At 34.7% G+C, this 25,142-nt stretch carries 25 protein-coding genes and 1 pseudogene; 9 read left to right on the forward strand and 17 right to left on the reverse strand.

The window, feature by feature from the left end; translation table 11 throughout:
- Positions 1 to 3: 3 nt before the first annotated feature.
- Positions 4 to 978: a 23S rRNA pseudouridine(1911/1915/1917) synthase RluD gene (gene rluD / locus ACGH6P_RS04875; protein WP_411596857.1), complete on the reverse strand. Its 975-nt coding sequence runs from the start codon at positions 976 to 978 to the stop codon at positions 4 to 6.
- 89 nt (positions 979 to 1,067) lie between these two features.
- Between rluD and bamD the strand changes: the two are divergent.
- Positions 1,068 to 1,790 (forward strand): annotated as a pseudogene (gene bamD / locus ACGH6P_RS04880) (outer membrane protein assembly factor BamD); the annotation flags it as partial.
- A 177-nt stretch (positions 1,791 to 1,967) separates the two neighbouring features.
- Here bamD and ACGH6P_RS04885 read toward each other — a convergent pair.
- The 3 genes from ACGH6P_RS04885 to ACGH6P_RS04895 all read right to left on the reverse strand — a co-directional run bounded on the left by ACGH6P_RS04885 (position 1,968) and on the right by ACGH6P_RS04895 (position 3,679).
- A complete protein-coding gene (locus tag ACGH6P_RS04885) occupies positions 1,968 to 2,588 on the reverse strand; it encodes a hypothetical protein (RefSeq protein ID WP_065559308.1) in 621 nt (206 codons plus the stop codon).
- 474 nt (positions 2,589 to 3,062) lie between these two features.
- Positions 3,063 to 3,497, reverse strand: coding sequence for a hypothetical protein (locus ACGH6P_RS04890; protein ID WP_411596858.1), 435 nt, complete (start codon positions 3,495 to 3,497; stop codon positions 3,063 to 3,065).
- Positions 3,491 to 3,679, reverse strand: a complete 189-nt coding sequence (locus tag ACGH6P_RS04895) for a hypothetical protein (RefSeq protein WP_411596859.1) — start codon at positions 3,677 to 3,679, stop codon at positions 3,491 to 3,493. The genes ACGH6P_RS04890 and ACGH6P_RS04895 overlap by 7 nt, the downstream gene beginning before the upstream one ends.
- Positions 3,680 to 3,906: 227 nt before the next feature.
- Here ACGH6P_RS04895 and leuS point away from each other — a divergent pair, with 227 nt between their 5' ends.
- The 5 genes from leuS to infA all read left to right on the forward strand — a co-directional run bounded on the left by leuS (position 3,907) and on the right by infA (position 9,129).
- Positions 3,907 to 6,489, forward strand: a complete 2,583-nt coding sequence (gene leuS, locus ACGH6P_RS04900; protein WP_267380744.1) for a leucine--tRNA ligase — start codon at positions 3,907 to 3,909, stop codon at positions 6,487 to 6,489.
- A 33-nt stretch (positions 6,490 to 6,522) separates the two neighbouring features.
- Positions 6,523 to 7,017 (forward strand): LPS assembly lipoprotein LptE, encoded by a 495-nt coding sequence (lptE, locus tag ACGH6P_RS04905; RefSeq protein WP_267352465.1) that lies wholly within the window; start codon positions 6,523 to 6,525, stop codon positions 7,015 to 7,017.
- A gap of 7 nt (positions 7,018 to 7,024) precedes the next feature.
- Complete coding sequence (gene holA, locus ACGH6P_RS04910; protein WP_411596860.1) at positions 7,025 to 8,029, forward strand: DNA polymerase III subunit delta; 1,005 nt, start codon at positions 7,025 to 7,027, stop codon at positions 8,027 to 8,029.
- Positions 8,023 to 8,679: a nicotinate-nucleotide adenylyltransferase gene (nadD, locus tag ACGH6P_RS04915; protein WP_411596861.1), complete on the forward strand. Its 657-nt coding sequence runs from the start codon at positions 8,023 to 8,025 to the stop codon at positions 8,677 to 8,679. Before holA ends, nadD begins: the two co-directional genes overlap by 7 nt.
- 231 nt (positions 8,680 to 8,910) lie before the next feature.
- On the forward strand, positions 8,911 to 9,129 hold the full coding sequence (infA, locus tag ACGH6P_RS04920; RefSeq protein ID WP_025315083.1) for a translation initiation factor IF-1: 219 nt from the start codon (positions 8,911 to 8,913) through the stop codon (positions 9,127 to 9,129).
- A gap of 123 nt (positions 9,130 to 9,252) precedes the next feature.
- Here the strand turns inward: infA and ACGH6P_RS04925 are convergent, their stop codons facing one another.
- Both ACGH6P_RS04925 and ACGH6P_RS04930 read right to left on the reverse strand, forming a co-directional pair.
- On the reverse strand, positions 9,253 to 10,695 hold the full coding sequence (locus ACGH6P_RS04925) for an amino acid permease (protein WP_267360167.1): 1,443 nt from the start codon (positions 10,693 to 10,695) through the stop codon (positions 9,253 to 9,255).
- Between the two features lie 213 nt (positions 10,696 to 10,908).
- A complete protein-coding gene (locus tag ACGH6P_RS04930) occupies positions 10,909 to 11,175 on the reverse strand; it encodes a YkgJ family cysteine cluster protein (RefSeq protein WP_065559301.1) in 267 nt (88 codons plus the stop codon).
- A 116-nt stretch (positions 11,176 to 11,291) separates the two neighbouring features.
- On the opposite strand from ACGH6P_RS04930, the gene yeiP reads away from it, so the two are divergent.
- The gene (gene yeiP, locus ACGH6P_RS04935) at positions 11,292 to 11,864 is read left to right on the forward strand and encodes an elongation factor P-like protein YeiP (RefSeq protein WP_220216846.1); all 573 of its coding nucleotides are present in this window, start codon (positions 11,292 to 11,294) and stop codon (positions 11,862 to 11,864) included.
- 14 nt (positions 11,865 to 11,878) lie between these two features.
- A complete protein-coding gene (gene ttcA / locus ACGH6P_RS04940) occupies positions 11,879 to 12,775 on the forward strand; it encodes a tRNA 2-thiocytidine(32) synthetase TtcA (RefSeq protein WP_411596862.1) in 897 nt (298 codons plus the stop codon).
- Positions 12,776 to 12,943: 168 nt separating this feature from the next.
- On the opposite strand, the gene glnE is transcribed toward ttcA, so the two are convergent.
- From glnE to rplM, 6 genes are all read right to left on the reverse strand, one after another.
- Positions 12,944 to 15,772, reverse strand: a complete 2,829-nt coding sequence (gene glnE / locus ACGH6P_RS04945; protein WP_411596863.1) for a bifunctional [glutamate--ammonia ligase]-adenylyl-L-tyrosine phosphorylase/[glutamate--ammonia-ligase] adenylyltransferase — start codon at positions 15,770 to 15,772, stop codon at positions 12,944 to 12,946.
- A 1,134-nt stretch (positions 15,773 to 16,906) separates the two neighbouring features.
- On the reverse strand, positions 16,907 to 17,851 hold the full coding sequence (locus tag ACGH6P_RS04950; RefSeq protein ID WP_411596864.1) for an inorganic triphosphatase: 945 nt from the start codon (positions 17,849 to 17,851) through the stop codon (positions 16,907 to 16,909).
- A gap of 154 nt (positions 17,852 to 18,005) precedes the next feature.
- Positions 18,006 to 18,416 carry a ClpXP protease specificity-enhancing factor gene (locus tag ACGH6P_RS04955; RefSeq protein WP_411596865.1) on the reverse strand — a complete coding sequence of 137 codons (411 nt, stop codon included), beginning with the start codon at positions 18,414 to 18,416 and terminating at the stop codon, positions 18,006 to 18,008.
- A gap of 47 nt (positions 18,417 to 18,463) precedes the next feature.
- Positions 18,464 to 19,096 carry a glutathione S-transferase N-terminal domain-containing protein gene (locus tag ACGH6P_RS04960; RefSeq protein WP_411596866.1) on the reverse strand — a complete coding sequence of 211 codons (633 nt, stop codon included), beginning with the start codon at positions 19,094 to 19,096 and terminating at the stop codon, positions 18,464 to 18,466.
- Between the two features lie 317 nt (positions 19,097 to 19,413).
- Positions 19,414 to 19,806: a 30S ribosomal protein S9 gene (gene rpsI, locus ACGH6P_RS04965; RefSeq protein ID WP_034901366.1), complete on the reverse strand. Its 393-nt coding sequence runs from the start codon at positions 19,804 to 19,806 to the stop codon at positions 19,414 to 19,416.
- Positions 19,807 to 19,817: 11 nt separating this feature from the next.
- On the reverse strand, positions 19,818 to 20,246 hold the full coding sequence (gene rplM / locus ACGH6P_RS04970) for a 50S ribosomal protein L13 (RefSeq protein WP_034901369.1): 429 nt from the start codon (positions 20,244 to 20,246) through the stop codon (positions 19,818 to 19,820).
- 274 nt (positions 20,247 to 20,520) lie between these two features.
- Between rplM and ACGH6P_RS04975 the strand changes: the two genes are divergently transcribed.
- Positions 20,521 to 21,141, forward strand: a complete 621-nt coding sequence (locus tag ACGH6P_RS04975) for a YrbL family protein (protein WP_267380756.1) — start codon at positions 20,521 to 20,523, stop codon at positions 21,139 to 21,141.
- On the opposite strand, the gene pmrB is transcribed toward ACGH6P_RS04975, so the two are convergent.
- From pmrB to ACGH6P_RS05000, 5 genes are all read right to left on the reverse strand, one after another.
- Positions 21,113 to 22,216 carry a two-component system sensor histidine kinase PmrB gene (pmrB, locus tag ACGH6P_RS04980; RefSeq protein WP_411596867.1) on the reverse strand — a complete coding sequence of 368 codons (1,104 nt, stop codon included), beginning with the start codon at positions 22,214 to 22,216 and terminating at the stop codon, positions 21,113 to 21,115. The genes ACGH6P_RS04975 and pmrB overlap by 29 nt on opposite strands.
- Positions 22,217 to 22,246: 30 nt before the next feature.
- Positions 22,247 to 22,909: a two-component system response regulator PmrA gene (pmrA, locus tag ACGH6P_RS04985; protein WP_267360152.1), complete on the reverse strand. Its 663-nt coding sequence runs from the start codon at positions 22,907 to 22,909 to the stop codon at positions 22,247 to 22,249.
- Positions 22,910 to 23,043: 134 nt separating this feature from the next.
- Positions 23,044 to 23,571, reverse strand: a complete 528-nt coding sequence (locus tag ACGH6P_RS04990; RefSeq protein WP_267352451.1) for an undecaprenyl-diphosphatase — start codon at positions 23,569 to 23,571, stop codon at positions 23,044 to 23,046.
- A 143-nt stretch (positions 23,572 to 23,714) separates the two neighbouring features.
- Positions 23,715 to 24,398: an amino acid ABC transporter permease gene (locus ACGH6P_RS04995; protein ID WP_411596868.1), complete on the reverse strand. Its 684-nt coding sequence runs from the start codon at positions 24,396 to 24,398 to the stop codon at positions 23,715 to 23,717.
- Positions 24,399 to 24,413: 15 nt separating this feature from the next.
- Positions 24,414 to 25,139, reverse strand: coding sequence for an amino acid ABC transporter permease (locus ACGH6P_RS05000; protein ID WP_267352449.1), 726 nt, complete (start codon positions 25,137 to 25,139; stop codon positions 24,414 to 24,416).
- Between the last annotated feature and the right edge of the window lie 3 nt (positions 25,140 to 25,142).

Raw genomic sequence — 25,142 nt, forward strand, 5'->3', positions numbered from 1 at the left:
CTTTCACCAATCCAGCTCATGTTTATATAATTCTGTATCTTCTTGTAATGCTTCAACTAGTCTTTGCATATCTTCTGGTATAGGCGCATGCCATTCCATTTGCTCACCCGTTACTGGATGATATAACCTTAACATGGTTGCATGTAATGCTTGCCTATCAAATTCTCGTAATGTGTTAATAAGTGTTTCGCTTGCCCCTTTTGGTGGTCTTGGACGTCCGCCATAAAGAGGATCACCGACCAAAGGATGAGCAATATGTGCTAAATGTACTCGAATTTGGTGTGTTCGTCCAGTTTCTAATCGTAAACGCAATCTTGTATGCAATCGATATTTTTCTAAAACACGATAATGTGTTACAGCAGGTTTTCCTGTCGGAAACACAGCCATATGAGTTCGTTTGGTAGGGTGTCTGGTAATCGGCTGATCTATCGTTCCTCCCGCCGTAATAATACCCATAGCTACCGCTTCATACTCACGGGTTATTTCTCTTAATTGTAGCGATTCGACTAAATGCGTTTGGGCAACGATAGTTTTAGCAACGACCATCAAACCGGTCGTGTCTTTATCCAACCGATGAACAATACCTGCACGTGGAACGCGAGCAATTTCAGGGCAGTAATGTAATAACGCATTTAATACTGTGCCATTTGGATTACCTGCACCTGGGTGAACAACTAAATCTCGTGGTTTATTTATCACTAAAATATCATCATCTTCATAAACAATATTTAATTTAATATCTTCTGGTTGATGATAAGTCTCTTCTTCAATCTCAGTATGAATAATAATTTTTTCACCACCCAATACTTTCTCTTTGGGTTTATTAACTATCACATCGTTTACTAATACTTTATTATTGATAATCCAGTCTTTAATTCTTGAGCGAGAATAATCGGGGAAAAGTTCTGATAATGCTTGGTCTAAACGCATCCCAAGTTGAGTTGACTCAATTTGATTTGATAATTTTAATTCTTGCATATGTAATTTATCTATTTTAAGCTGATATGTTTTAGAGTATTATATACTAATCATAACGGTTATTGTTTATTTTTTGGGTTGGAAACTGAATGAAATTACGCTTACACTCGTTATTGGCTATCGCATTAAGTGGTGTGCTTATTGGTTGTACATCAACAAAGCCTGATGTTGAAAATGTATCAGAGGTTGAACTCCATAGTAAAGCACAAGATGCACTTAATAGTGGTAATTTAAAATCAAGTATTACTGTTTTAGAAGCATTGGATAAAAGTTACCCTTTTGGTCCCTATTCTCAACAAGTTCAACTTGATTTAATTTATGCATATTACAAAACTGCAGATTTACCACTAGCTGTAGCCTTAATAGACCGTTTTTTAAAATTGAATCCGACTCATCCAAATGTTGATTGGGTGATATATATGCGTGGCCTATCTAATATGGCTCAAGATGACAATATGATTCAGGGTTGGTTCAATGTTGATCGTTCAGATCGCGATTCCCAATATGCGATCACGGCTTTTAAAGATTTTTCCTACCTCGTTTCCAGTTTTCCATCAAGTTATTATGCCGCTGATGCACAAAAACGATTAGTTTTTTTAAAAAATAGAATAGCACGTTATCAGTTAAAAGTGGCTGAATTTTACACCAAACGTGGGGCGTATGTCGCTGTCATTAATCGTGTGACACAAATGCTATCCCTATTTCCCGATACAGATTCAACAAAATCTGCGCTATTGTTAATGCGCAACGCTTATCAAGAATTAGGGTTAACGGCAGAAGTCGAAAATGTTGATAAACTTATTCAAGCTAATCTTGAAAACATACCCAAAGAGCAACAAAAGTCATTCTTTTCACGGTTTACTAGCGTCTTTAATGGCGGCTAATTAACCATTAATCACTTCATATCCAAATTTGTATAAAATCGAGTATGGCTATTTAATTGTTTAAATAGCCATATTAGTATTTTATGATCAAGAAACATTGCCTCGTTATCTTCTGACATATAAATAACGGTATACTCCATGATCATCATTTATATTTGTTAATGCTTTTGTTAGTTCTTGGGTAAGTTTAGTTGATAAAGTTGTATCCGATGAGGATAATGTAAAATCTGGCTTTATAATTTGTTCTTCGACATATTGTATAAATTGAAGAAATTGATCAATATCTTTTTTGGATAAATAGATACTTTTTGCCATCATCATATTAATAAGCTTATTGTTAAACTCCAAAATAATCGTTTGATATAGCACTACGGTACTTTTATACATTATTACTGTTTTTAATGCTGACCATTGAAACGTTTGATTCAATGTTTTATGGTCATCAATACTAATCGAATATGAATTGACATTAATCGTCATTTTTTTACGAAACAAGCGAGCAATACATATAGCAAATAGAAAGATAGAAAATAATTCCGGAACAAGCAGTCCAACAATAAAAATGACCTCAAAGTACCGGTTGGGAATCATCGGCATGATCGCATCAGAGAAAAATAAATACATGAGACAACCAAGGACTAAAACACCAAAGCAACAAATGAGTATCATTAAATTTTTAAATGAGCGCTGAGTAAAACAACGAAATTCAAATGTACGATTTTCCATAAGCTATTCCTTATATTTTTTTAGAAATATATCTTAAGTTTTTTTTAAATACTTTGAGAAGAAAAGATTTATTTCTTTTTATTTATATTGTTAATTTTATTGTGTTTAATTCATATAAATATTGGTATCAAATCATTCTTCTTGTTTCTTACATCGTTTATAAAACGTGCCAATAGAGTTACCAAATTATTTTTTATTAGCAATAATAGATAGGACATCTATTCATCACGTAAGAACAATATTGCCTAGATGAGATTGAAGCCCCAAAAGTCGATGAACTTATTTAAACCAATTTCGAAAATATACCGGTTGAAGAGAAAAATCATTCTTTCTCGTATCTTAAGTGTGTTTAATGATAGCTATTATATTGACCAATTAAAAGACAGTTAACGTTTATCAAAACAGTTGATGGCTATTTAACCATTCAATAGCCATTGTTTTATCACTAATTTACAAACAACATATGCGCATTAGCTACTTTCTGATATAAAGGTAACGATATTCTAAATCATGTGAAACATCCACTAGAAATTCAGCTGTTTTAGATGATAAAGTTTTATCCACCGAGAATAATGTAAAATCTGGTTTGAGAACTTGTTCATGAAGATATTGTGTAAATTCAAAAAATTGATCGATATCTTTTTTGGATAACAGTGGAATTCTTCCCTTTACTATCTGCATATTAATACGCTCATTGTCAAATTCCAGGATAAGTGTCTGATTAATCCAAACAGCGTTTTCGACTTTAAACATTATTACTTTTTGTAATGCTGACCATTGAAACATTTGATTCAATTTTTTATGGTCATCAATATTAATCGAATATGAATTGACATTAAACGTCATTTTTTTACGGAATAAACTCACAATACTTATAGCAAACAAAACGCCAGAAAGTAAGCTCAACACAAGGATTCCACCAAAAAGAATCTCCATAAAATATTGTTGGGGATCAAAGGCATGACAGCATCAGAGGTAAATAAAAAAATGAGATAACCTGCGACAAATGAAGCAAAGCTAATAACTGATATAACTAAAACAATAAATGAGCGACGAGTGAAACAACGAAATCCAAATGTACGATTTTCCATAAGCTATTCCTTATATTTTTTAGAAATATATCTTAAGTTTTTTTAAATATATTGAGAAGCAAAGATTTATTTCTTTTATTTTGTTAACTCTATTGATTTTAATTCTTATAAATATTGGTATCAAATCATTCTCCTTGTTTCATATATCGTTTGTAAAACGTGCCAATAACCAATACAATTAGCAAATTATTTTTTATTAGCAATAATAGATAGGACATTAATTCGTCATGCAAGAACAATATCGCCCAGATGAGATTGAAGCCAAAGTTCAACAACATTGGCTAGAGAACAAAACATTTCACGTTACTGAAGATGCATCTAAAGAGAAGTATTACTGCTTGTCAATGCTTCCTTATCCTTCAGGTCGTTTGCATCTTGGTCATGTCCGTAATTATACAATCGGTGATACGATCTCACGTTATCAACGTCTAAATGGTAAAAATGTATTACAACCAATAGGTTGGGATGCTTTCGGTTTACCCGCTGAGGGGGCGGCAGTAAAAAACAATACCGCACCAGCAAAATGGACTTACGAAAATATTGCTTACATGAAAAAGCAATTACAATTATTAGGTTTTGGTTATGATTGGGATCGTGAAGTCACCACTTGCCGACCAGAATACTACAAATGGGAACAATGGTTTTTTACTAAACTTTATGAAAAAGGTTTAGTTTACAAAAAGACTTCAGCAGTTAACTGGTGCCCTAACGATCAAACTGTACTGGCGAACGAACAAGTCGTTGAAGGTTGCTGTTGGCGCTGTAATACCCCCGTCGAGCGTAAAGAGATCCCACAATGGTTTATCAAAATTACTGACTATGCCGAAGAGCTACTCAATGATTTAGATACGCTTGAAGATTGGCCAGAACAAGTTAAAACAATGCAACGAAACTGGATTGGTCGTTCTGAAGGGGTCGAATTTGATTTTGCTGTAGAAAACTACAATGATAAATTGCGTGTTTATACAACCCGCCCTGATACCTTAATGGGCGTAAGTTTTGTCTCAGTTGCCGCTGAGCACCCACTAGCACAATTAGCAGCGAAAAATAATCCGAAAATTGCTGAATTTATTGCAGAATGCAAAAATACCAAAACGGCAGAAGCCGATATGGCAACAATGGAGAAAAAAGGCATCGCTACTGGATTTTATGCTATTCACCCGTTAACGGGTAATAAAGTGCCGGTATGGATTGCCAACTTTGTCTTAATTGAATATGGCACTGGTGCTGTGATGGCAGTACCGGGACATGATGAGCGAGATTATGAGTTTGCATCAAAATATAATCTGCCAATTAAACCAGTTATCTTAAATCAAGATGGGCAAGCTCCTGACCTGTCTGAAAATGCTTATACAGAACATGGTAAGCTATTTAACTCGGGTGAATTTGATGGACTTAATTTTGAGCAAGCATTCAATGCGATCGCCGACAAATTGACTGCATTGGGTATTGGTGAGCGTAAAGTCAATTATCGCTTGCGTGATTGGGGTGTTTCCCGTCAACGTTATTGGGGCGCACCAATTCCAATGGTCACCCTTGAAGATGGAACCACCATTCCGACGCCAGAAGACCAATTACCGGTTATTTTACCTGAAGACGTCGAAATGAATGGAATAACCAGTCCAATTAAAGCCGATCCAAATTGGGCAAAAACGACTGTTAATGGTCAAGCGGCACTTCGTGAAACCGATACCTTTGATACCTTTATGGAATCATCATGGTATTACGCACGTTATACTTGTCCGCACTATGACAAGGGCATGTTAGATGAAAAAGCAGCGAATTACTGGTTACCTGTCGATCAGTACGTTGGTGGTATTGAACATGCCATTATGCATTTACTTTATTTTAGATTCTTCCATAAATTAATGCGTGATTTTGGCTTAGTCAGTTCTGATGAACCAGCTAAACGATTACTTTGTCAAGGTATGGTACTTGCTGATGCATTTTATTATACCAGTCCAACAAACGAACGCATTTGGGTATCACCGACCGAAGTCACCATTGAACGTGATGAAAAAGGTCGCATTTGTAAAGCAATCGACAGCAAAGGCAATGAACTTGTGCATGCAGGTATGACTAAAATGTCGAAATCGAAAAATAACGGCATCGATCCACAGGAAATGGTTGAAAAATATGGTGCTGACACAGTTCGATTATTTATGATGTTTGCCTCGCCTGCTGATATGACGCTTGAATGGCAAGAATCAGGTGTTGAAGGGGCTAACCGTTTTATTAAACGTGTTTGGCGTTTAGTGTATGAATATGCGCAGCAAGGTAAAAGTGTCAAATTAGATGTGACACAATTGAATGCTGAACAAAAAACATTGCGTCGTGAACTTCATAAAACCATTGCCAAAGTCAGTGATGATATTGGACGTCGACAAACATTTAATACGGCAATTGCTGCTGTCATGGAGTTTATGAATCGTCTACAAAAAGCACCTTTAGAGAACGATCAAGATTATGCATTAATGAACGAAGCTTTAAACGCGATTGTTCGTTTACTTTATCCAATGATTCCGCATGTCTGTTTTATTATGTGGCAAGCATTAGGACATAGTGAATCAATCGATGATGCAACATGGCCGATTGCTGATGAATCAGCGATGATTGAAGATGAAAAACTCATCGTAGTACAAATTAATGGTAAAGTACGGGGCAAATTCACTGTACCTGCTAATGCTGAGCAAGATTTTGTTGTAGAACAAGCTAAACAAGAACCTAATATACAAAAATATTTGGCAGATGTGACTATTCGTAAAGTCATTTATGTACCAGGTAAATTATTGAATTTGGTTGTTGGTTAATATTGTTAATAACGAAAATTGGTGGTAATACTTATGAAAAAATATATCGTCTTAATCATGCTAATGGCAATATCACTGACAGGGTGTGGATTTCATTTGCAAAATGAAACAGAGATACCTGCACGATTTAAAACCATGTCTTACGTAAGTTATGATCCTTACGGTAAATTATCAAGATATGTTAAAGAACTCTTGCATGATAATCATATCACACTAGTCAATGATGATGCTTCAGGCAAATATCCGACACTGAATATCACCAATGAAAATATTGATCGTAATACCATATCGATTTATCAAGACGGTAAAGCTGCTGAATATCAATTAGTTTTAACCGTCCATGCTCAAGCCGTAATCAATGGTAAGCAAATATATCCAATTAATGTACGGATATTCCGTACATTCTTTGATAATCCGTCAACGCCATTATCTAAAACAGCAGAGCAAAATTTAATCGAAGACGAAATGTATAGGCAAGCAGCAAAACAGATTATAGGTAAATTAAAATCTGTAGATGCCAAAAAATAACGTTGTTATGATTAAAATCAATGCTGATCAAATTACTAATCACCTAGGATCACCCTATTATTTATTAGTAGGAAGTGATCCCTATTTGCAACATTATGCACAAACTCAATTGCGTCATACTTTTAAACAGAAAGGATTCAATGAGCAACTGACATATACGATAGACAATCAAACCGATTGGTCAACAATTTATGACAGTTGTCAGGCATTAAATCTATTTTCGAATAACACGCTTATCTTTCTTGATTTTGGTGATAATGCATTAAATACAGCCTTAATAACAAAGCTTAATACACTAAGTGACGTTTTAACCCCTGAAATTGCGCTAATAATCAGTTTAAACAAAATCACTAAAACCCAAGAAAACGCAACATGGTATAAAGCGTTAAACGATAAACTTGTTGTCGTTAATTGCGTCACGCCCGATACCTTACAATTACCTCATTGGATAAAAAGTCATCTTCAGCACAGACAAATAAGCATCGAACCACAAGCGATTGAGCTACTTTGTTATTATTATGAAGGTAATTTACTCGCATTAACACAAATTATTGAACAATTAAAATTACTATATCCAAATCATACCATTAGTTATGATCAAGTTGAAAATAACATTAATGATTCGGCTGTATTTACGCCTTATCATTGGATTGATGCCATGGTTGCCAATAAATCTAAACGTGCAACACATATATTACACCAACTAAAAATGAATGATTTGGAACCACTGATTTTAATACGAATTTTTCAACGAGAGCTAATTCTACTTATTAATTTAAAAAAATCTTCAGAAAAAAAATCGCTTAAACAAGCGTTTGATGAATATAAAATATGGCAAAACAAAAGAGCTTTATATACCGCCTATTTAACGCGTTGTGATATCAAAAATTTATTTACCACTTTGGCAAAATTGACCGATATTGAGATCGGTTTAAAGCACGATAGCCAATTGCAAATTTGGGACAATTTAACCAGTTTGATGATGCAATTTATGGGATTAAATCAATGCTAACCGCTTTATTTGGTGGCACGTTCGATCCTATTCATTATGGTCATCTACGCACTGCAATTTCATTAGCGCAAGAAGTGGGTTTGACACAGATAGTTTTATTACCCAATAAAATACCACCACATAAAGCGCAACCAGATGCAACCACACAACAGCGTCTGGCAATGTTAGCATTAGCCATTGAAGATTTACCTTTGTTTACCGTTGACACCCGTGAAGTTGTTCCTAGCACTGTAAATCGACCTTCTTATACCATCGATACTTTAAAGCAATGGCGTCATGAAAACGGGAAAACCGCATCACTTGCATTCATTATGGGTCAAGATTCATTACTGAATTTGCCCACTTGGTATAAATGGCAATCATTACTCGATTATTGCCATTTGATTATTTGTCAGCGACCAAATTATGCCGCAAGAACTGATAACGTTGAATTTCAACAATGGATTGATAAAAATCGTACGACTAATATAAAACATTTGCATGATTCTGCTCAAGGATGTATCTATTTTTCTAATACACCTTTAGAAAATATTTCAGCAACCCAAATCAGGCAAAAAATTAAGAATCAACAAAGTTGTGAAGGTCTATTACCACTAAAAGTTTGGCAATATATCCACCAACAAGGTCTTTACCAGACAAAGAAAATTTAGAAATGACTTTACTTCTGGGAGTTTTTTCGGCATTATTTTGCGGCGATACTTATATGTTGTAAGTTGAGCTTTTTTATGTTTATACACACTGTCATTTTATCTTATGATAAAATACTGAACTAGTCATTTAAGAAAAGCATCCAAAGTTGACTTTTCTTTCCCTCAAAAATAAAAGGGATATCATAAACGAGTTGTGTATAGTTAATTTGTTTTTATTATTAAGAGGCCCCAATGGCAAAAGAAGATAACATTGAAATGCAAGGTACCATACTTGATACTCTTCCTAACACGATGTTTCGTGTTGAACTTGAAAATGGTCATGTCGTTACTGCACATATTTCTGGCAAAATGCGAAAAAACTATATTCGTATTTTAACTGGCGATAAAGTTACTGTTGAAATGACGCCTTACGATCTTTCTAAAGCACGTATCATCTTCCGTAGTCGCTAATATCGTTATCAAACTTGTTATTTAAAAATTAACTAACCTTATGGGTTATTTTTCTCTTTTTTAATAAAATTCCGTCGACATAAATGTCGACGGAAGAGAAAAAATGTTATCAACTTTCTCAAACTAATCCGTTTGAGAAAAATCCATATCTTCGTATTTCACCCATTTAGTTTTCTTCACAATCTTATAACCCAAATAAATAATAAAGAATAATGGGATACCGACATAAGTCGCTATTACACCATTCCAATCAATGGTATCTTGTAAAAATGCTTCATAGTTTTGCCCAAGGGTGATGGTGAGACAAAGTACAAAAGCAAATATAGGGCCAAAAGGGAAACAACTTGAACGATAAGGTAATTTATTCACATCAAAACCTTGAGCCATATATCCTTTTCTGAATCGATAATGACTAATCGCAATCCCAAGCCAAGCAATAAATCCGGTCATCCCCGACATATTAAGAAGCCATAAATAAACTTCTTGATCTTTATACATTGATGTTAAAAAACATAACATAGCAACAAATGTTGTGGCTAATAATGCAAATCGAGGCACACCCGTTGAAGATAATCTTGAAAAGATTTTAGGTGCTTTTCCTTCTTTTGCTAAGGCATATAGCATACGTGTCGAGGCATATAGACCAGAATTACCTGCGGATAAGACTGACGTTAAAATAACCGCATTCATTATGGCTGCTGCCGATAATAAGCCCGCATGTTGGAATACTAATGTAAATGGGCTGACACTAATATCGGTCTCCTCATTACGAAGTAAATTAGGATCGGTATAAGGAATAATTAAACTGATGACTAAAATTGCAAAAATATAAAATAGCAAAATACGCCAAAAAACTTGTTTCATGGCTTTAGGAATATTTTTTTCAGGATCTTTTGATTCACCGGCTGCAATACCAATGAGTTCTGTGCCTTGGAATGAAAAACCAACCACCATAGCAACACCAATCATCGAAGAAAAGCCACCAACAAAAGGCGCATCACCAACAGTCCAATTTTGCCAACCAGTGCTTTCACTCCCACGTAAAATACCGACAATCATTAATAAGCCAACTGCAATAAAAATGATAACAGTCACAACTTTAATTAATGAGAACCAGAACTCAGCTTCGCCAAAACCTTTGACAGAAATATAATTTAAACAGAAGATAATGCTTAAGAATAGCAAACTCCAAAGCCAACTATACGCTCCGGCATCAAACCAATACGAAATCACCAACTGCGCAGCAACCAGATCGACCGCGACGGTAATTGCCCAGTTGTACCAATAATTCCAACCAATCGCAAATCCGAACGCCTCGTCAACATAACGCGCGCCATAAGTCGCAAATGTCCCAGATACAGGTAAATATGCTGCAAGTTCACCAAGGCTGGTCATTAAAAAGTACACCATTACACCAATAATGGCATAGGAAAGCAAAGCACCGCCAGGCCCTGCCTGTGCAACTGTCGCACCGGATGCAACAAAAAGCCCTGTCCCAATTGAACCACCGATTGCAATCATGGCTAAATGGCGAGCCTTTAAATCCCGTTTTAATTTATTTTTCATAACAAAAATCTTCTTTTAAAGAGAGTAAAGGTAATTAAGAAAACTTCAGTTTCCAATCGGTTATTTTAACAAATTGATAGAAAACACTATTTATCTTAATTATTGTGTATATTTATCATTAAATAATGAAATGCGGTGAAGTGTATCAAAAAAAAAACAACACGAGATAAATAATTCTAATAATAGCGCAAGTTTGTTAAATATTAGCAATATTTAGGCGCTAGTGACCTGTTCTAATTGAGTTAAATAATCCAAAGCTTGTTCACGATCATTGCCACACATTTCCATACACGGCTTTAATCGACAACAAACCCTTGGTCTGGAAGATTGTCCAAAGAGTTGACATTGAAAACGACTATCTAAATGGATACAGGGCACGCCGGCAGGCTTGCCATTGGGCATTCCGGGAATAATGGACGAGATCGAAGGTGCAATACAGCAGGCCCCACAATTTTGACGACATTTAACCAATTCTGTCATAAGATTCCTTTAATTTAAGGAACATCGATAAATTTTGATGGTGACAATAGCAAGATAGCGGTAAAATAGCGAGCTAAATTTTAAATTCAATTTTAAAACCTTACAAAGAAACTATTATGGCAAAAGCAAATGAAATAAAACGTGGCGATGCCGTCACTTATAATGGTAAATTATTACTGGTTAAAGACATTGATGTTCAAAGTCCAAGTGCCCGTGGTGCAAGTACACTCTATAAAATGCGTTTTACCGATGTCAAGACAGGCGGTAAAGTTGAAGAGCGATTTAAAGGTGACGATATTATCGAAACCATTGAACTTTTTCGACGTCCAGTCAGCTTTTCCTATATCGATGGTGATGAATATGTCTTTATGGACAATGAAGACTATACGCCATTTATTTTCAAAAAAGCACAAATTGAAGAAGAACTTCTTTTTATTCCAGAAGGTGGCATGAACGGCATTCAAGTACTCATGGCTGATGGCGAAGTCGTTGCATTGGAATTACCACAAACGGTTGATCTAGAAATTATTGAGACCTCACCAAGTATCAAAGGGGCATCAGCAAGTGCTCGCACTAAACCAGCTACATTATCAACAGGACTTGTTATTCAAGTTCCAGAATATATTGATAACAATGAAAAGGTCAAAATTCATATCGCCGAACGTCGTTATATGGGACGATCAGAATAACGTATTAATTTGTCATGAAAACCTATAATCAAAACAAACTCCATAAACGATTGCGTCGCCTTACTGGTGAAGCGATCGCTGATTTTAATATGATCGAAAAAGGCGATCGTATTATGGTCTGTTTATCAGGCGGTAAAGATAGTTATACCTTGCTTGATATTTTATTAAATTTAAAGATCAGTGCGCCTATTAATTTTGATCTTATTGCCGTTAATTTAGATCAAAAGCAACCGGGATTTCCTGAGCATGTATTACCGCAATACCTTGAGTCATTAGGCATTGAATATAAAATAGTTCAAGAAAATACCTATGGAATTGTCAAAGAAAAAATACCAGAAGGTAAAACAACTTGTTCGCTTTGTTCACGTCTGCGCCGTGGAATTTTATATCGCACCGCAACCGAACTGGGCGCCACAAAAATTGCCTTAGGTCATCATCGTGACGATATTTTAGAAACCTTGTTTTTAAATATGTTCTACGGCGGTAAACTAAAAGCAATGCCACCCAAATTAATGAATGATTCAGGTGAACATATCATTATTCGTCCGCTTGCGTATTGCAAAGAAAAAGACATTGCAAAATATGCTGAAATTAAGCAATTCCCAATAATTCCTTGTAACCTTTGTGGTTCACAGCCCAATTTACAACGTCAAGTGATTAAAGAGATGCTTAATGAATGGGATAAAAAATATCCCGGACGCATTGAAACCATGTTCCGTGCAACCCAAAATATCACCTTATCGCATCTTTGTGATACTTCACTTTTTGATTTCAAAGGAATTAAAAAGGGGGATCACGTAATTGATGGAGGAGATATAGCATTTGATCACGAAGATATGCCCCAACCGATTGGATTTGATGCATCCGACCTTGAAGATCAAGACATGATCTTATGGAAAGAAGTTAAATAAATCTTTATATTATCGCTATTTTGTAAAATTATCCCACTCAACACTTTAGTGGGATAACAAATCTAAAACATCATTTTTTCGTCAATTTTAATAGCGTTAACTCACTGATAACATTCAATCGATTATTCTATCGATAAAGTTTAAATTGATTATCAACATTAATATTTTTCAATTTATTAACCATTTAGACCAACTCTGATTGACGATTTGTTTTTCCTCAACAAAACAGGAGTTATCAACCGTGCTGGGTAATAGTTGTAATGATAATTGATGAATTTCGTTACGCATATCTATATAAGCTTGAGTGAGCTTTTGGGCTTCATCCTGTTCCATAATCTGATAATTAGCGGCTAATTCTAATATCCGAACATTATCGCTCCAAGTTGTCATTTTAGGATAATGATGTGCGTAATTAAGCACAAGATACTGTGATAAAAATTCAATATCCCCTATTCCACCCTGATCAATTTTTAAATTAAATAAATCTGGTTGAGTTGACCCCAAATGAGTACGCATTTTTTCACGCATTTCTCTAACTTCGGTTTTTAATTGATGTTCATCACGTACTTTACAAAGTACTTTATGTCGGATTTGTTTAAAATGCTCAATAAGTTCAACTTCGCCATAAATGGCTCTGGCGCGGACTAATGCTTGATGCTCCCAAGTCCATGCTTCATGCATTTGATAGTCCTCAAAAGCAGCTAAACTACAAGCTAATAAACCCGCTTCCCCTTGCGGACGTAAACGAATGTCAACTTCATACAAAATACCAAAACTGGTACGTACATTGAATAAATGGATTATACGCTGAACTAAGCGAAGATAGAATTGACGACTATCTATCTGTTTTTCACCCGTAGTCATACTGTTAACAGGGCAGTCATGTAAAAAAACTAAATCTAAATCCGACCCATAACCCAGCTCCCAACCGCCCAATTTACCATAAGCAATAACCACTAAACCTTTATGATCATCAGTAAGATGTTCTGGCTTGCCATATCGAGCTATCATTTGATTCCATGCCATTTGAACAACAAAATCAAGGAGAGCTTCGGCCACAAACGTTAAATGATCACTGACTTTCATGGTGGTTAAAACATGCGCAACATCGGCTGCGGCAATATGCAATAATTGCATTTGCTTGAACTGGCGTAGCGCTTCAAGTTGTTGTTCTTCATCATCAACTTGAATGCGAAGCAAATATTGATAAAGTTCACTTTTATATTCATTAGGGGCAACCGTTTGATAAAGTGAATGAATATCGATCAGTTCATCTAACAAGATCGGATAATGTGCCAACTGATCACTAATCATTGGAGAAGCACTACACAACCGAATTAACTGCTTCAATGCGGTAGGATATTCAAGTAATAATTCTAAATAGGTGGTACGGCTAACAATATTGACTAACAAAGGAAAAATTCTTGCTAACACAATTAAGGCATTTTTTTCATTGCAGAGTATTTCTAATAATCTCGGCATAAGTTGATCGAGGATTTCTCGCCCACGCACACCTATTGTCCGTTTACCAATATCATTGCGAAATTGTAACAACAATTGACAAAGCTGGGTTGCCGTTTGATCAGAATAGTTAGGTAATACCGCTTTGACATCACTTAATTCTAAGTCTGGTACCCATAAATCATCAAACTTATCATTATATTGTTTAGACTGGATGGATTCGGACTGTTCATCACCGATTAATTCATTGAATATTTCACGGTTGATCAACATTCTTTTTGCCAAGTCTTGTTCAAAATTTTCCCAATTGTCAAACCCCATACTAATTGCTAAACGCATTTGATCTAGTTCATTGTCTGGCAAAGTTTGGGTTTGCTCATCATTAATCGCTTGTAAAAGGTTTTCACAACGACGTAAAAAAAGATAATTTTCTCGAAGTAAAATCACTTCACTGAGTTTCAGTAATGATTCTTGTTCAATAACCTGCAAAGCACTTAATAACGAACGTGTCTGCAATCCAACCACTCGACCACCTCGAATAAGTTGAAAGACTTGAACGATAAACTCAATTTCCCGAATGCCGCCAGCGCCAAGTTTAATATTGTTTTTTAAGCCACGACGACGGACTTCACGTTCAATCATACTTTTCATGTTTCGCAGTGATTGTAAAACACTAAAATCGATATAACGGCGATAAATAAAAGGTTTAAGCATTTGATAGAGTTCTTGGGTATAAGTATCATGCTGATCACCTAATACCTTTGCTTTCACCATTGCATAACGTTCCCAATCTCGACCTTGTTCTTGATAATAATCTTCCATAGAAGAAAAGCTAAGAACCAATGGACCACCATCCCCTAAAGGGCGTAAACGCATATCAACACGGTAAACAAATCCATCTTCAGTAATCTGATCAAGCGTTTTAATTAAACGTTGTCCTAAACGCGTAAAAAAAACCGCATTATCTAATTCTCGACGTCCGCCTTGTGTCTGTCCATGTTCTGGATAAGTGAAAATCAAATCAATATCAGACGAAAAGTTTAGCTCGCCACCACCCAATTTACCCATACCTAAAATCAATAACGGTTGGGGTTTACCTTGCATATTGCTTGGCGTTCCCCATTCTTGACAACTTAATGAATAGAGCCAATCACGAGCCGTTACAACAATTATTTCTGCCAATTCACTGAGTTGTAACAAAATCTGTTCATCACTGCTTGCCTTTATTAATTGAGACCATGCCAGACGAATTAGCATTTTATGGCGAAATTGCCTTAATATTTTCATTAACGAGGCTTCATCTATGACTGAAACTAACTGTTCATTCAACCAAGATTGATAATATTGTCTTTCATCTGCCAGTGGTGGGTTTTGTACAAAATCAGCAAGCCAATGTGGAAAACGAGAAAATGCCTCAACAAGAAAATTACTTTGCACTAAAATATCAAGGTTTGCTTGTACCAGTACTGGATCGCAATGTTGAAGCTGATTGATAACGCTTTGCTTTTGATCTTTAAAAAGATTAGATTGGGGCATTTTTCTGTCTCACACAAGGTATTATCGGGTTTGATTTGTTAGATCATTGCATCAACGCCATTTACTATAACCGAAAACATAATCTATATATTACTTTAAAACTCATTTTCACCAATACATCTATAACAACTTGTATTATGGCGTGATATTAATGTTATTTTTTTGAATCAAATAACAGTTTAGTCATAATTCTAACCAGTATCGAACTTAAAATAAACACCATTGCTATCGTTATCCATGTATAACACAATAAAAAGTTATTGGAGAATCTATAGAATGCTTGTAAATATTCATACAGAAAAACAGATACCCAAAAAATTATTGCAACCAAGATACAATTGAAAATAAATATACATAGCGAACTAAATATAAGTTTTTTCAGGTTTAAAATTTCTGTTACGCCTGTAAAACATTTTCTCAACAAAAAATAGCCTATCAAATTAGTCATGAATAAAAATAGAACTAAAATTGTTAGATTAATAATTGAACTTGTTAAACTATGATAATAACCGAAAAAAATTAGAGGAAATAACAACGTGCTAAAATAACAATTATAAAGCGAAATAAATAACCCAAAATGTAACCGCTGACTTTCAGATTGAGTTAATACGTCATTGCTGCGAATAAAATTTTTATTCAACAATTTGATACTAAGATAAGTCCACAGTGTTATAAAAATATAACTAATTAATATGTTAACAAAATTAATCAATTCATAAGTTAGAGACGAAGAAGAGATAACAGAATTTGAATAATTAAGTTTAGATCTAACCCATAAAAAGATATCACTGTAGAAAAGCGATCGTCCTGCAACCTCCATTGAGGCAAATAAAATAGCAACAAGTAAAGTATTAATAATATTTCTCGAATTGACTTGATGAATGGAGTATTTATTAAATAATACGATGGAAACAACAAATAAAACAATCGAACAAGGTATTTGGAAGAAGAAGTTGATTACGACTTGCCTAGTTACATACCGAATAAATTGATTATTTGTCATATCTGACAATAAAGGATAATCATCAAATCCAGTAACATAGACTATGATATATAAAATATTAAATAACCAATAAAATAAAACTAATAATAGTGGTAGTTTAAAAAAAGTCCTGTCCAATTTCATTGTTATACCTATATTCCATTTATTTCAGAAATTAGTTTAAGTTTGAGTTTTGTGTTTACCTCGCTATAAGCAAACTTTGCAATCGAGTCAATACGTTGTATCGCCATTTGCCACTGCTCAAAATCTGGCTCAATTTGAAGATTTAGGTTTATTAATACTTCGTTTATTTGAATAAGTAACTGTTTATAATAAATGAAATCATTATTTTCTAAAGCATATTCTTCATTTTGTTGCCAAAAGTTGAGTAAATTTGGTAAATCTTGTTCAATTTGTGCAGAAAAGAGTTCAGAAGTAACAGGTTTATTTAATAATAAACGGTAACCTCTTGAGGCCTTACTCTGCGAAAAAAGATGTAAGTTAAAACGACTTAATTCAATCGCAAAGTTAATCAAATCTTGTTTATTGCCTTGTTTTATTTCGAGTTCAACTTCTTGTATTGGTTTAAATTTACCATTTGAGGTTATTTTGCCTAAATCTAAAGCAACTTCAATTTCGCTATTCGCAAACGAGATTAACCACACTTGACGGGTAAAGTTAGTAGTAAAAAGTGGTTGTAAATTTTTCTGTAACTTTTCGATGTCACAATTGTTAGGAAATACGCCTACAGGAAATAGAGATAAATCGAGTTGTGGACAACTTAAATCAACATTATATTCAGCGCGTTCATGCAAACCGGCGATAGCATGACTATCACGTTTTAACGTCATTTCGTACTGTTTACTTTCGTTGCTTTCAGTTACTCTAAGTCTTAATCCACAATGATGATTTCGCAAATAATTATCCGCTGTGTCATAGTAACAGTTACACAAAGATAAGGTTGAAAATGTACGCTGATTGTTCGATAAGCTCGAAAACTCAAGCTCATCACTACTTGCCCATTGGTTTAAAAAAGATTGTAGATCAGCAATGTCACAATTATTTATCTGGAATTTTAACTCAATTTCATTACTCATGAATTTAAACGGGAATATGATTTAATTTGCTATATCATATCCCGATTAATGAAATAAATATACACTATTAGGTGGGAATAAACAGTTGATCATCACTTTCTATAGTTAACCAACTGTTCAACTAAATTTATCATCAAGTTTTTGGGTTAAATTATTACTTCACTACTCGGAATGGGTTTGTTGATTTTTTCTCGACTTTATCAGATTGCTGAATATCGGTTTCGCGTTGCTGTTTATATTCGGGTTCGTCTTCAAATCCCATGCCCACGCCATTTTCACGAGCATAAATGGCTTCTACGGCTGACATCGGCACAACAATATGTTGTGGCACACCCGAAAATCGCGCATTAAATTCAATTTTTTCATTTGTTGCCCTATATTGCGCAACGGAATGTGGCGCAATATTTAACACGATCTGATTATCTTTCACAAACTCTTGCGGTACAAGAACACCGAATACCGAAGCATTTACCACGATATAAGGAGTAAGTTCATTATCAACAATCCAATCATAAAACGCCCTAAATAAGTAAGGGCGTCGAGCAGTCATTTGGTTTGGATCCATTTAGATTACCTTCTAAAATCACATAATAAATTAGAGCAGATAAATTATTATACTCTAATTTTTCTCTCATCTTCAGTTAATGAACTGATAAAAGCTGGACGTTCAAAAATTCTTGCCATGTAGGCTAAATAATTTTTTTCCGCAACTTTAGGTAATTCTATACCAAGTATTGGCAATCGCCATAGTAGAGGTGCGAAATAACAATCGCATAGCGTAAAATCATCACTCATAAAAAAGTCTTTTTCTTTAAACATGACAGAAATTGAGACTAAATCATCAAGAAGATTTTTACGTGCGACTTTAGCGGCATCACTATTTGGGTCGGCGATAATGGTTTCATAAGCACTGTACCATTCTCTTTTAATGCGATACATCGTTAATCGAGAATTAGCACGCACAATCGGATAAACAGGCATTAATGGTGGATGAAGGAAACGTTCATCGAGATATTCTAACGCTATATGAGGCTCATACAGTGTTAAATCGCGATCAATCAACGTTGGAATTGAACCATAAGGATTAAGATCCAGTAACTCCTGAGGTAAATTATCAGCAGTTACAAACTCAATTTCAGCAGTCACACCTTTTTCTGCCAACACAAATCGGATCTGATGACCATAGATATCTGTTGTATCACAAAATAATGTCATTACAGAACGTTTATTAACAGCAACAACCATGTTCACTCCAAATATGCAAAATTTAAAATAGGTTTAGAGAGTTTCTATTCTAGCAAATTGGATAACAAAATTGTTAAAAAAAATTAATTTTCTTATCATCTTTCTTCAAATAATCGTTTTAATTGTGAAAAACTTTGACAATTTACCATGTTTAAGTCAATTAAAACCGATACAATTTATCAATAACAGTTGGCTCACAATTAAATAATTCAATGAAATGAAAAAAAGACTTTGGTAATTGGAAGTGTGATAAATTTTAGTCATAAAAAAAACCCAGACAATGCTGGGCTTTTGAAATAATTTTGTAACGTCTGCAATTAACGTTTGCTGAATTGTGGACGACGACGAGCTTTGCGTAGACCCACTTTTTTACGTTCAACTTGACGTGCATCACGAGTAACAAAGCCCGCTTGACGTAATGAAGAGCGTAAAGTTTCATCATATTCCATTAATGCACGAGTAATACCGTGACGAATCGCACCCGCTTGACCTGAAATACCGCCACCTTTAACAGTGATGTAAAGATCAAGTTTGTCAGTCATTTCAACTAACTCTAAAGGTTGCATCACAACCATACGAGCTGTATCACGACCAAAGTATTGCTCTAATGAACGTTTGTTAATAACGATATTTCCACTACCTGGTTTAATAAACACACGAGCAGCAGAACTTTTGCGGCGACCAGTACCGTAATATTGATTATCAGCCATCTTCTATCCCCTTAAATATCTAATACTTGCGGTTGTTGTGCCGCATGATTGTGCTCGCTACCAGCATAAACTTTAAGTTTACGGTACATTGCACGACCAAGAGGACCTTTCGGTAACATGCCTTTTACAGCAATCTCGATGACTTGTTCAGGATGACGTTCAATCATTTCTTTAAAAGTCGCTTCTTTAAGTCCACCGATGTAACCAGTATGACGATAATAGATCTTATCAGTGCGTTTTTTGCCTGTTACAGCAACTTTTTCTGCATTGATAACGATAATATAATCACCTGTATCTACATGTGGTGTATATTCTGCTTTATGTTTACCACGCAAACGGCTTGCGATCTCAGTAGCTAAACGACCTAACGTTTTACCTGCTGCATCAACAACATACCAGTCGCGTTTAACTGTTTCTGGTTTAGCTGAAAAAGTACTCATTCGTATTTATCCAATTTTTAATTAATCTCACGTTAATAAATCAAACGATTTATTTACACTTTTTGATTGCAATGATTAAGTAACTAACCCCTTCGAGTTGTTATATTAACCTTGACAACCGAAAACAGTGTTGGGAAGAACACTGTTGTAACGTGGGTTGCAATATTATACAGAAATATAGTAAAAGTGCTAGGTTTTGTCATAAAAAATTATAGCAAGTAAAAACGCTTGCTGTTAAACTTAAAACTAATTTTACTCAATCATATTATATTAGATGACTCAGATAATTCAACTTACCGATAAAGATTATATAAGTAAAGGCTTACATAGGAAGTGCTATCACCATCCGACTAATCCCGATCAATGTATTAAAGTCAACTATAATGATGGGGCAGAACAAGAAACTAACCGCGAAATTGCCTATTACAAACATCTTATTAAACGCAATATCTCGTGGGATGCGTTAGCCAAATATTATGGCCCTGTGCAAACAAATTTTGGTGAAGGTCATCTTTTCGAATTAATTCGTAATTATGATGGCAAAACCGCTACACCACTCGAAACATATCTTGCTGACCAACAATTAACACAACAATACTATGATGAATTAATTGTTTTGTTAAAAGCATTAAAGTCGACATTGCTTGACAATCGTATCATTACGATGACCATTAAAAGCAAAAATATATTATTTCAACATCTTTCAGAACAAAAAAATCGGCTTGTCATTATAGATAATATTGGTAATTCGACCTTTATTCCGGTTGCCAACTATATCCCCTATTTTGCTAAATCGAAGATTGAGCGCACATGGCAACGTTTTTTAAAATCAATCATCAAAGATAATTGGCATAATCCACTGGTGGCTAATTTAATTGATGAGGTAAATCAGTAAGACGTAGCTGAGCAACGGTCCCTTGATGATGATCATGACGATTTTCTAAAGTGAACGATCCATGATGCAACTTTGAAATACGATTCACAATACTTAATCCAAGCCCTATTCCATCATGTTTTCGATCCATACGGAAAAAGGCTTGAGTTAATTTTTCGCTTTTAGACTCATCAATACCGCTACCTTCATCGACGACATTAATAATAATGCCTTCGGCATCTTTAAAACAATTAACGACAATTTTGGTATTGGGTGGACTATAACGACTACTATTTTCAACCAAATTTCGAATCAATAATCTAATTAAAGTGGTATCTCCTTCAAACATCAGTTTTTTATCAGGTATGTTCCATTGAATCGCTTGTTGCTTATGGAATGCTTGCTCGGATAACTCTTCAAAAAGCGGCAACATAATATCATCATGAAAATTAATTTTTTGATAGTGTCCAACAGTAAATTTTTGACTAGCTCTGGCAAGCATTAATAACTGTTCGACGGTATTAACTAAACGATCAATACGATCAATTAATTCATGACAATCGATATGATGTGTTGTTTCTAATAATTCTAAATGCAAACGGATACCGGCTAATGGTGTTCGCATTTCATGCGCAACATCAGCCGTAAAAAGACGCTCTTGAGCAAGTGTACTACTTAATCGGACAAACAACTTATTCAAAACAGTGGTAATGGATTTAATTTCTCGCTTATTACTAATTGGATCAATAGGACTCAGATTATCTTCGGTTCGTTCATTTAAATCTTTTTCTAACACTTCTAAGGGTTTTGTAATCCATTTAATGGCTTTATACGCAAGTAATAGAGTGACTAACATCATTGAAAAAGCAGAACAAAATAAGGCAAAAATAGCTTCTAGTTCTTCATGTTCAACCACTTCATCAATTTTGTTTTGACTTAAGGTCAAATTTACCAATACATCTATCTGTTCTTTACTTTCATGCCATAACCATAACACCGTAATGATCTGGCAAATGAGCATAATCGCCCCCAAAGTGAAAAAAAGATTCCAACGAATACTTTGACGAATATTATTTAACGATTTAAAGATCATCATGTTTTTCATTCAATAAAGAAAAATAACAATTTAATGGTCGCTATTGAGTTGATAACCATAGCCCCGTACAGTTTTGATTAAACTTTTACCTAATTTAGTTCGTAATCCATGAATATAAACCTCAAGCACATTAGAACTTGGATCACTTTGCCAATCATATAGATCATTTTGCAATAAATCACGGTGTACTTTTTCGCCGGCTTTTAACATCAGTCGAGAAAGTACAATAAACTCTTTAGGCGTCAATGTTACTTCACGCTGATGTTGAGTGACAATTTGTTGCTTAATATCAATGGTAATTGAACCAAAGCAAATAAGATTATCAGCAGTGCCTTGATTACGGCGAATTAAGGCTCTCACTCTGGCTAAAAGTTCAGTTAAAGCAAAAGGTTTAATAAGATAATCATCGGCACCATGATCTAATCCTTCAACTCGATCTTCAATGGTATCTCGAGCGGTTAAAATAAGCACTGGGGTATCTATCTGTTTTTTACGCCAACGCGTTAGCAAATCTAAACCGTCACAATCAGGTAACCCCAGATCCAATATTATCAGACTAAATTGACCAAATTGAATAAACTGCTCAGCTTGTTTACCATTAGATGCCACTTCACACACATAACCGTTAGAAGTAATGCCATCATAGAGTCCTTTTTGAAGAAGGCTATCATCTTCAACAATAAGTATTTTCATTAAATGTTATCCTATTGTCGATTGGACATTCATATTAAATGTTCCTTAATTAACGTAAAAATAGTGATATCGAAAAAATTCAATTACTGGATTTATTGACTCAACTTTATTGAATTAACGATAAATACACTCAATCATTTAAGAAAAGCAACCCAAGATTTAGACACAAAATAAGCCGATAAAAGACTGACAATAAAACTGATAATAATATCTAAAGGCCAATGAATACCTAAATAAATTCGGCTCCAACAAACCAATAACGCAACAATAAAACAGCAATAATATAATTTTTTAACTTGCTGCTTTGTATTGAAAAAAATCGAAAAAAACAGTGTCCATACAAAAACAGCATGTTGGCTTGGCAACGAACTATTGGTTTCGTGATACAGATAATGGGTTCCAACATCAAGCGCAAAAGGGCGAGGCGAATAAAATAGATGACGTATCACAAAAGAAATCAATAGCGCTAACACTAAACTAACCATAATTTTAACAATCGATTGTCGATAATCGGGCTTCAAAAACCAATAGCCAGCTAACATGATAATTGGAAAAAACATTAAATAATTAGCACAAAAGATTGCAAAATAGATAAAAGATTTTGATGCTTGATCAGAAGCATTAATCAATAAAAAGAGTTTAGTATTAATATCATACCACATGAAAAGTTGAACAGACTGAATTATTCATATCAAAAATGTAACCTATTAACCTTAAAAAAACCTTAATAACCCCTTTAATCTATTTTACATGAGTGACTTATCGTTATACGGGTTTAATTTACATACTGAAAAGTTAGACATGTTTATTTGTGGTCGATGCCATAATGCAACCAACATCTTGCCAAAAATGAAACCGTAATATCAAGCAACCAACAAATGAAAAAATAAACCAGAATGACAAATAAAAAAATCTCAGTCGGATAAACCATACTACGATTATTAATTTGTGTTGCCACAAAGGTAAACTCGGCAACACCAACAATGTAGGCCAAAGAAGTATCTTTAACGAGTGAAACCCACTGATTAATAAACGACGGCAACATCATCTTTAATGCTTGTGGTAAAATAATTGCGATAATCACTTGCGCTTTATTCAGCCCCAATGAATAAGCCGCTTGCCACTGATCTTTACCAACTGCATTCATACCGGCATGAACAGAATGCCCAATATAAGCTGCTCCAATTAATGATAAAGCAAAGATCACGGTAGCAATAGCCGGTACATCGACATTAAAAATCACGGGTAATAGAAAATAAGTCCAAAAAATTAACATAATGACTGGAATTGCTCGCAAAAAAGCAAGAAGCGTGATGAGTAACTGACGCACTCCCCCTTTTAGCACGGTTAAACCAACACCGGCTACTATGCCTAAAATAGTTGAAAAAACAATTGCAACAACACTCATTAATAACGTTAAAAACATGCCACCAGGAAAGTTACCCCACATCAGGTAACCCAGATTATTCCAAATAACAGCAAATCCCATAAGATCCATAACTGACTAACCTTTACTTATTTGCAACCGACTTGCTTGATAAATATTGCCAAACGTTCCTACTATTACAATGGCTAAAATATATAACAAGGTTGCAATAGCAAAATCTTGAAACGTCTTTAAGGATTCCGTTTCGACTTGCCGAGAAACATAAGAAAGTTCAAGCACGCCGATAGCCATGGTTAATGATGAATTTTTGATAATATTCATATATTGCCCAATTAATGGCGGAAAAGCGATTCGCACACTTTGTGGTAAAATGATAAACCGCATAGTTTGCCACCACGTTAACCCCAACGCTAAAGACGCTTGTTGTTGTCCCTTTGACACACCTAAAATACCAGCCCGAAACTCTTCAGCAATAAAAGCACTGGAATAAAACGTTAAAGCAATCAAACCAATAATAAACTCAAAAGAAGGCATTTTTAACGTTAAAAAAAAGAGGTTAATTTGGGGTTCATCAAATAACCACACTTTAAATTCAATAGGTAATAAATTACCGACACCAAAATACCAAAAAAACAGTTGAGGCAGTAAAGGCGAATAACGAAAAATTGCATTATAGAATGTCACCAAACCTTTTATGATTTTGATATGGCTTTGTTGAGCAATGACTAACAAAAAACCCAGCACAGTTGACAATATTATGGTTAATAACGAAATCGCAAGCGTCACTAAAAAACCGTCCCACAACCACCACAAATATCGTGGTTCAAGTAATTGCTCAAACATCTA

Origin of the sequence: Gilliamella sp. CG25 (assembly GCF_046635705.1) — a bacterium.
GTDB classification, from domain to species: Bacteria; Pseudomonadota; Gammaproteobacteria; order Enterobacterales; family Orbaceae; genus Gilliamella; species Gilliamella apicola_I.

Coding starts and splice junctions, on each gene's coding strand:
- rluD (WP_411596857.1), bottom strand. CDS start 978: ATGCAAGAATTAAAATTATCAAATCAAATTGAGTCAACTCAACTTGGG.
- ACGH6P_RS04885 (WP_065559308.1), bottom strand. CDS start 2,588: ATGGAAAATCGTACATTTGAATTTCGTTGTTTTACTCAGCGCTCATTT.
- ACGH6P_RS04895 (WP_411596859.1), bottom strand. CDS start 3,679: ATGGAAAATCGTACATTTGGATTTCGTTGTTTCACTCGTCGCTCATTT.
- leuS (WP_267380744.1), top strand. CDS start 3,907: ATGCAAGAACAATATCGCCCAGATGAGATTGAAGCCAAAGTTCAACAA.
- lptE (WP_267352465.1), top strand. CDS start 6,523: ATGAAAAAATATATCGTCTTAATCATGCTAATGGCAATATCACTGACA.
- holA (WP_411596860.1), top strand. CDS start 7,025: ATGATTAAAATCAATGCTGATCAAATTACTAATCACCTAGGATCACCC.
- nadD (WP_411596861.1), top strand. CDS start 8,023: ATGCTAACCGCTTTATTTGGTGGCACGTTCGATCCTATTCATTATGGT.
- infA (WP_025315083.1), top strand. CDS start 8,911: ATGGCAAAAGAAGATAACATTGAAATGCAAGGTACCATACTTGATACT.
- ACGH6P_RS04925 (WP_267360167.1), bottom strand. CDS start 10,695: ATGAAAAATAAATTAAAACGGGATTTAAAGGCTCGCCATTTAGCCATG.
- ACGH6P_RS04930 (WP_065559301.1), bottom strand. CDS start 11,175: ATGACAGAATTGGTTAAATGTCGTCAAAATTGTGGGGCCTGCTGTATT.
- yeiP (WP_220216846.1), top strand. CDS start 11,292: ATGGCAAAAGCAAATGAAATAAAACGTGGCGATGCCGTCACTTATAAT.
- ttcA (WP_411596862.1), top strand. CDS start 11,879: ATGAAAACCTATAATCAAAACAAACTCCATAAACGATTGCGTCGCCTT.
- glnE (WP_411596863.1), bottom strand. CDS start 15,772: ATGCCCCAATCTAATCTTTTTAAAGATCAAAAGCAAAGCGTTATCAAT.
- ACGH6P_RS04950 (WP_411596864.1), bottom strand. CDS start 17,851: ATGAGTAATGAAATTGAGTTAAAATTCCAGATAAATAATTGTGACATT.
- ACGH6P_RS04955 (WP_411596865.1), bottom strand. CDS start 18,416: ATGGATCCAAACCAAATGACTGCTCGACGCCCTTACTTATTTAGGGCG.
- ACGH6P_RS04960 (WP_411596866.1), bottom strand. CDS start 19,096: ATGGTTGTTGCTGTTAATAAACGTTCTGTAATGACATTATTTTGTGAT.
- rpsI (WP_034901366.1), bottom strand. CDS start 19,806: ATGGCTGATAATCAATATTACGGTACTGGTCGCCGCAAAAGTTCTGCT.
- rplM (WP_034901369.1), bottom strand. CDS start 20,246: ATGAGTACTTTTTCAGCTAAACCAGAAACAGTTAAACGCGACTGGTAT.
- ACGH6P_RS04975 (WP_267380756.1), top strand. CDS start 20,521: ATGACTCAGATAATTCAACTTACCGATAAAGATTATATAAGTAAAGGC.
- pmrB (WP_411596867.1), bottom strand. CDS start 22,216: ATGATGATCTTTAAATCGTTAAATAATATTCGTCAAAGTATTCGTTGG.
- pmrA (WP_267360152.1), bottom strand. CDS start 22,909: ATGAAAATACTTATTGTTGAAGATGATAGCCTTCTTCAAAAAGGACTC.
- ACGH6P_RS04990 (WP_267352451.1), bottom strand. CDS start 23,571: ATGTGGTATGATATTAATACTAAACTCTTTTTATTGATTAATGCTTCT.
- ACGH6P_RS04995 (WP_411596868.1), bottom strand. CDS start 24,398: ATGGGATTTGCTGTTATTTGGAATAATCTGGGTTACCTGATGTGGGGT.
- ACGH6P_RS05000 (WP_267352449.1), bottom strand. CDS start 25,139: ATGTTTGAGCAATTACTTGAACCACGATATTTGTGGTGGTTGTGGGAC.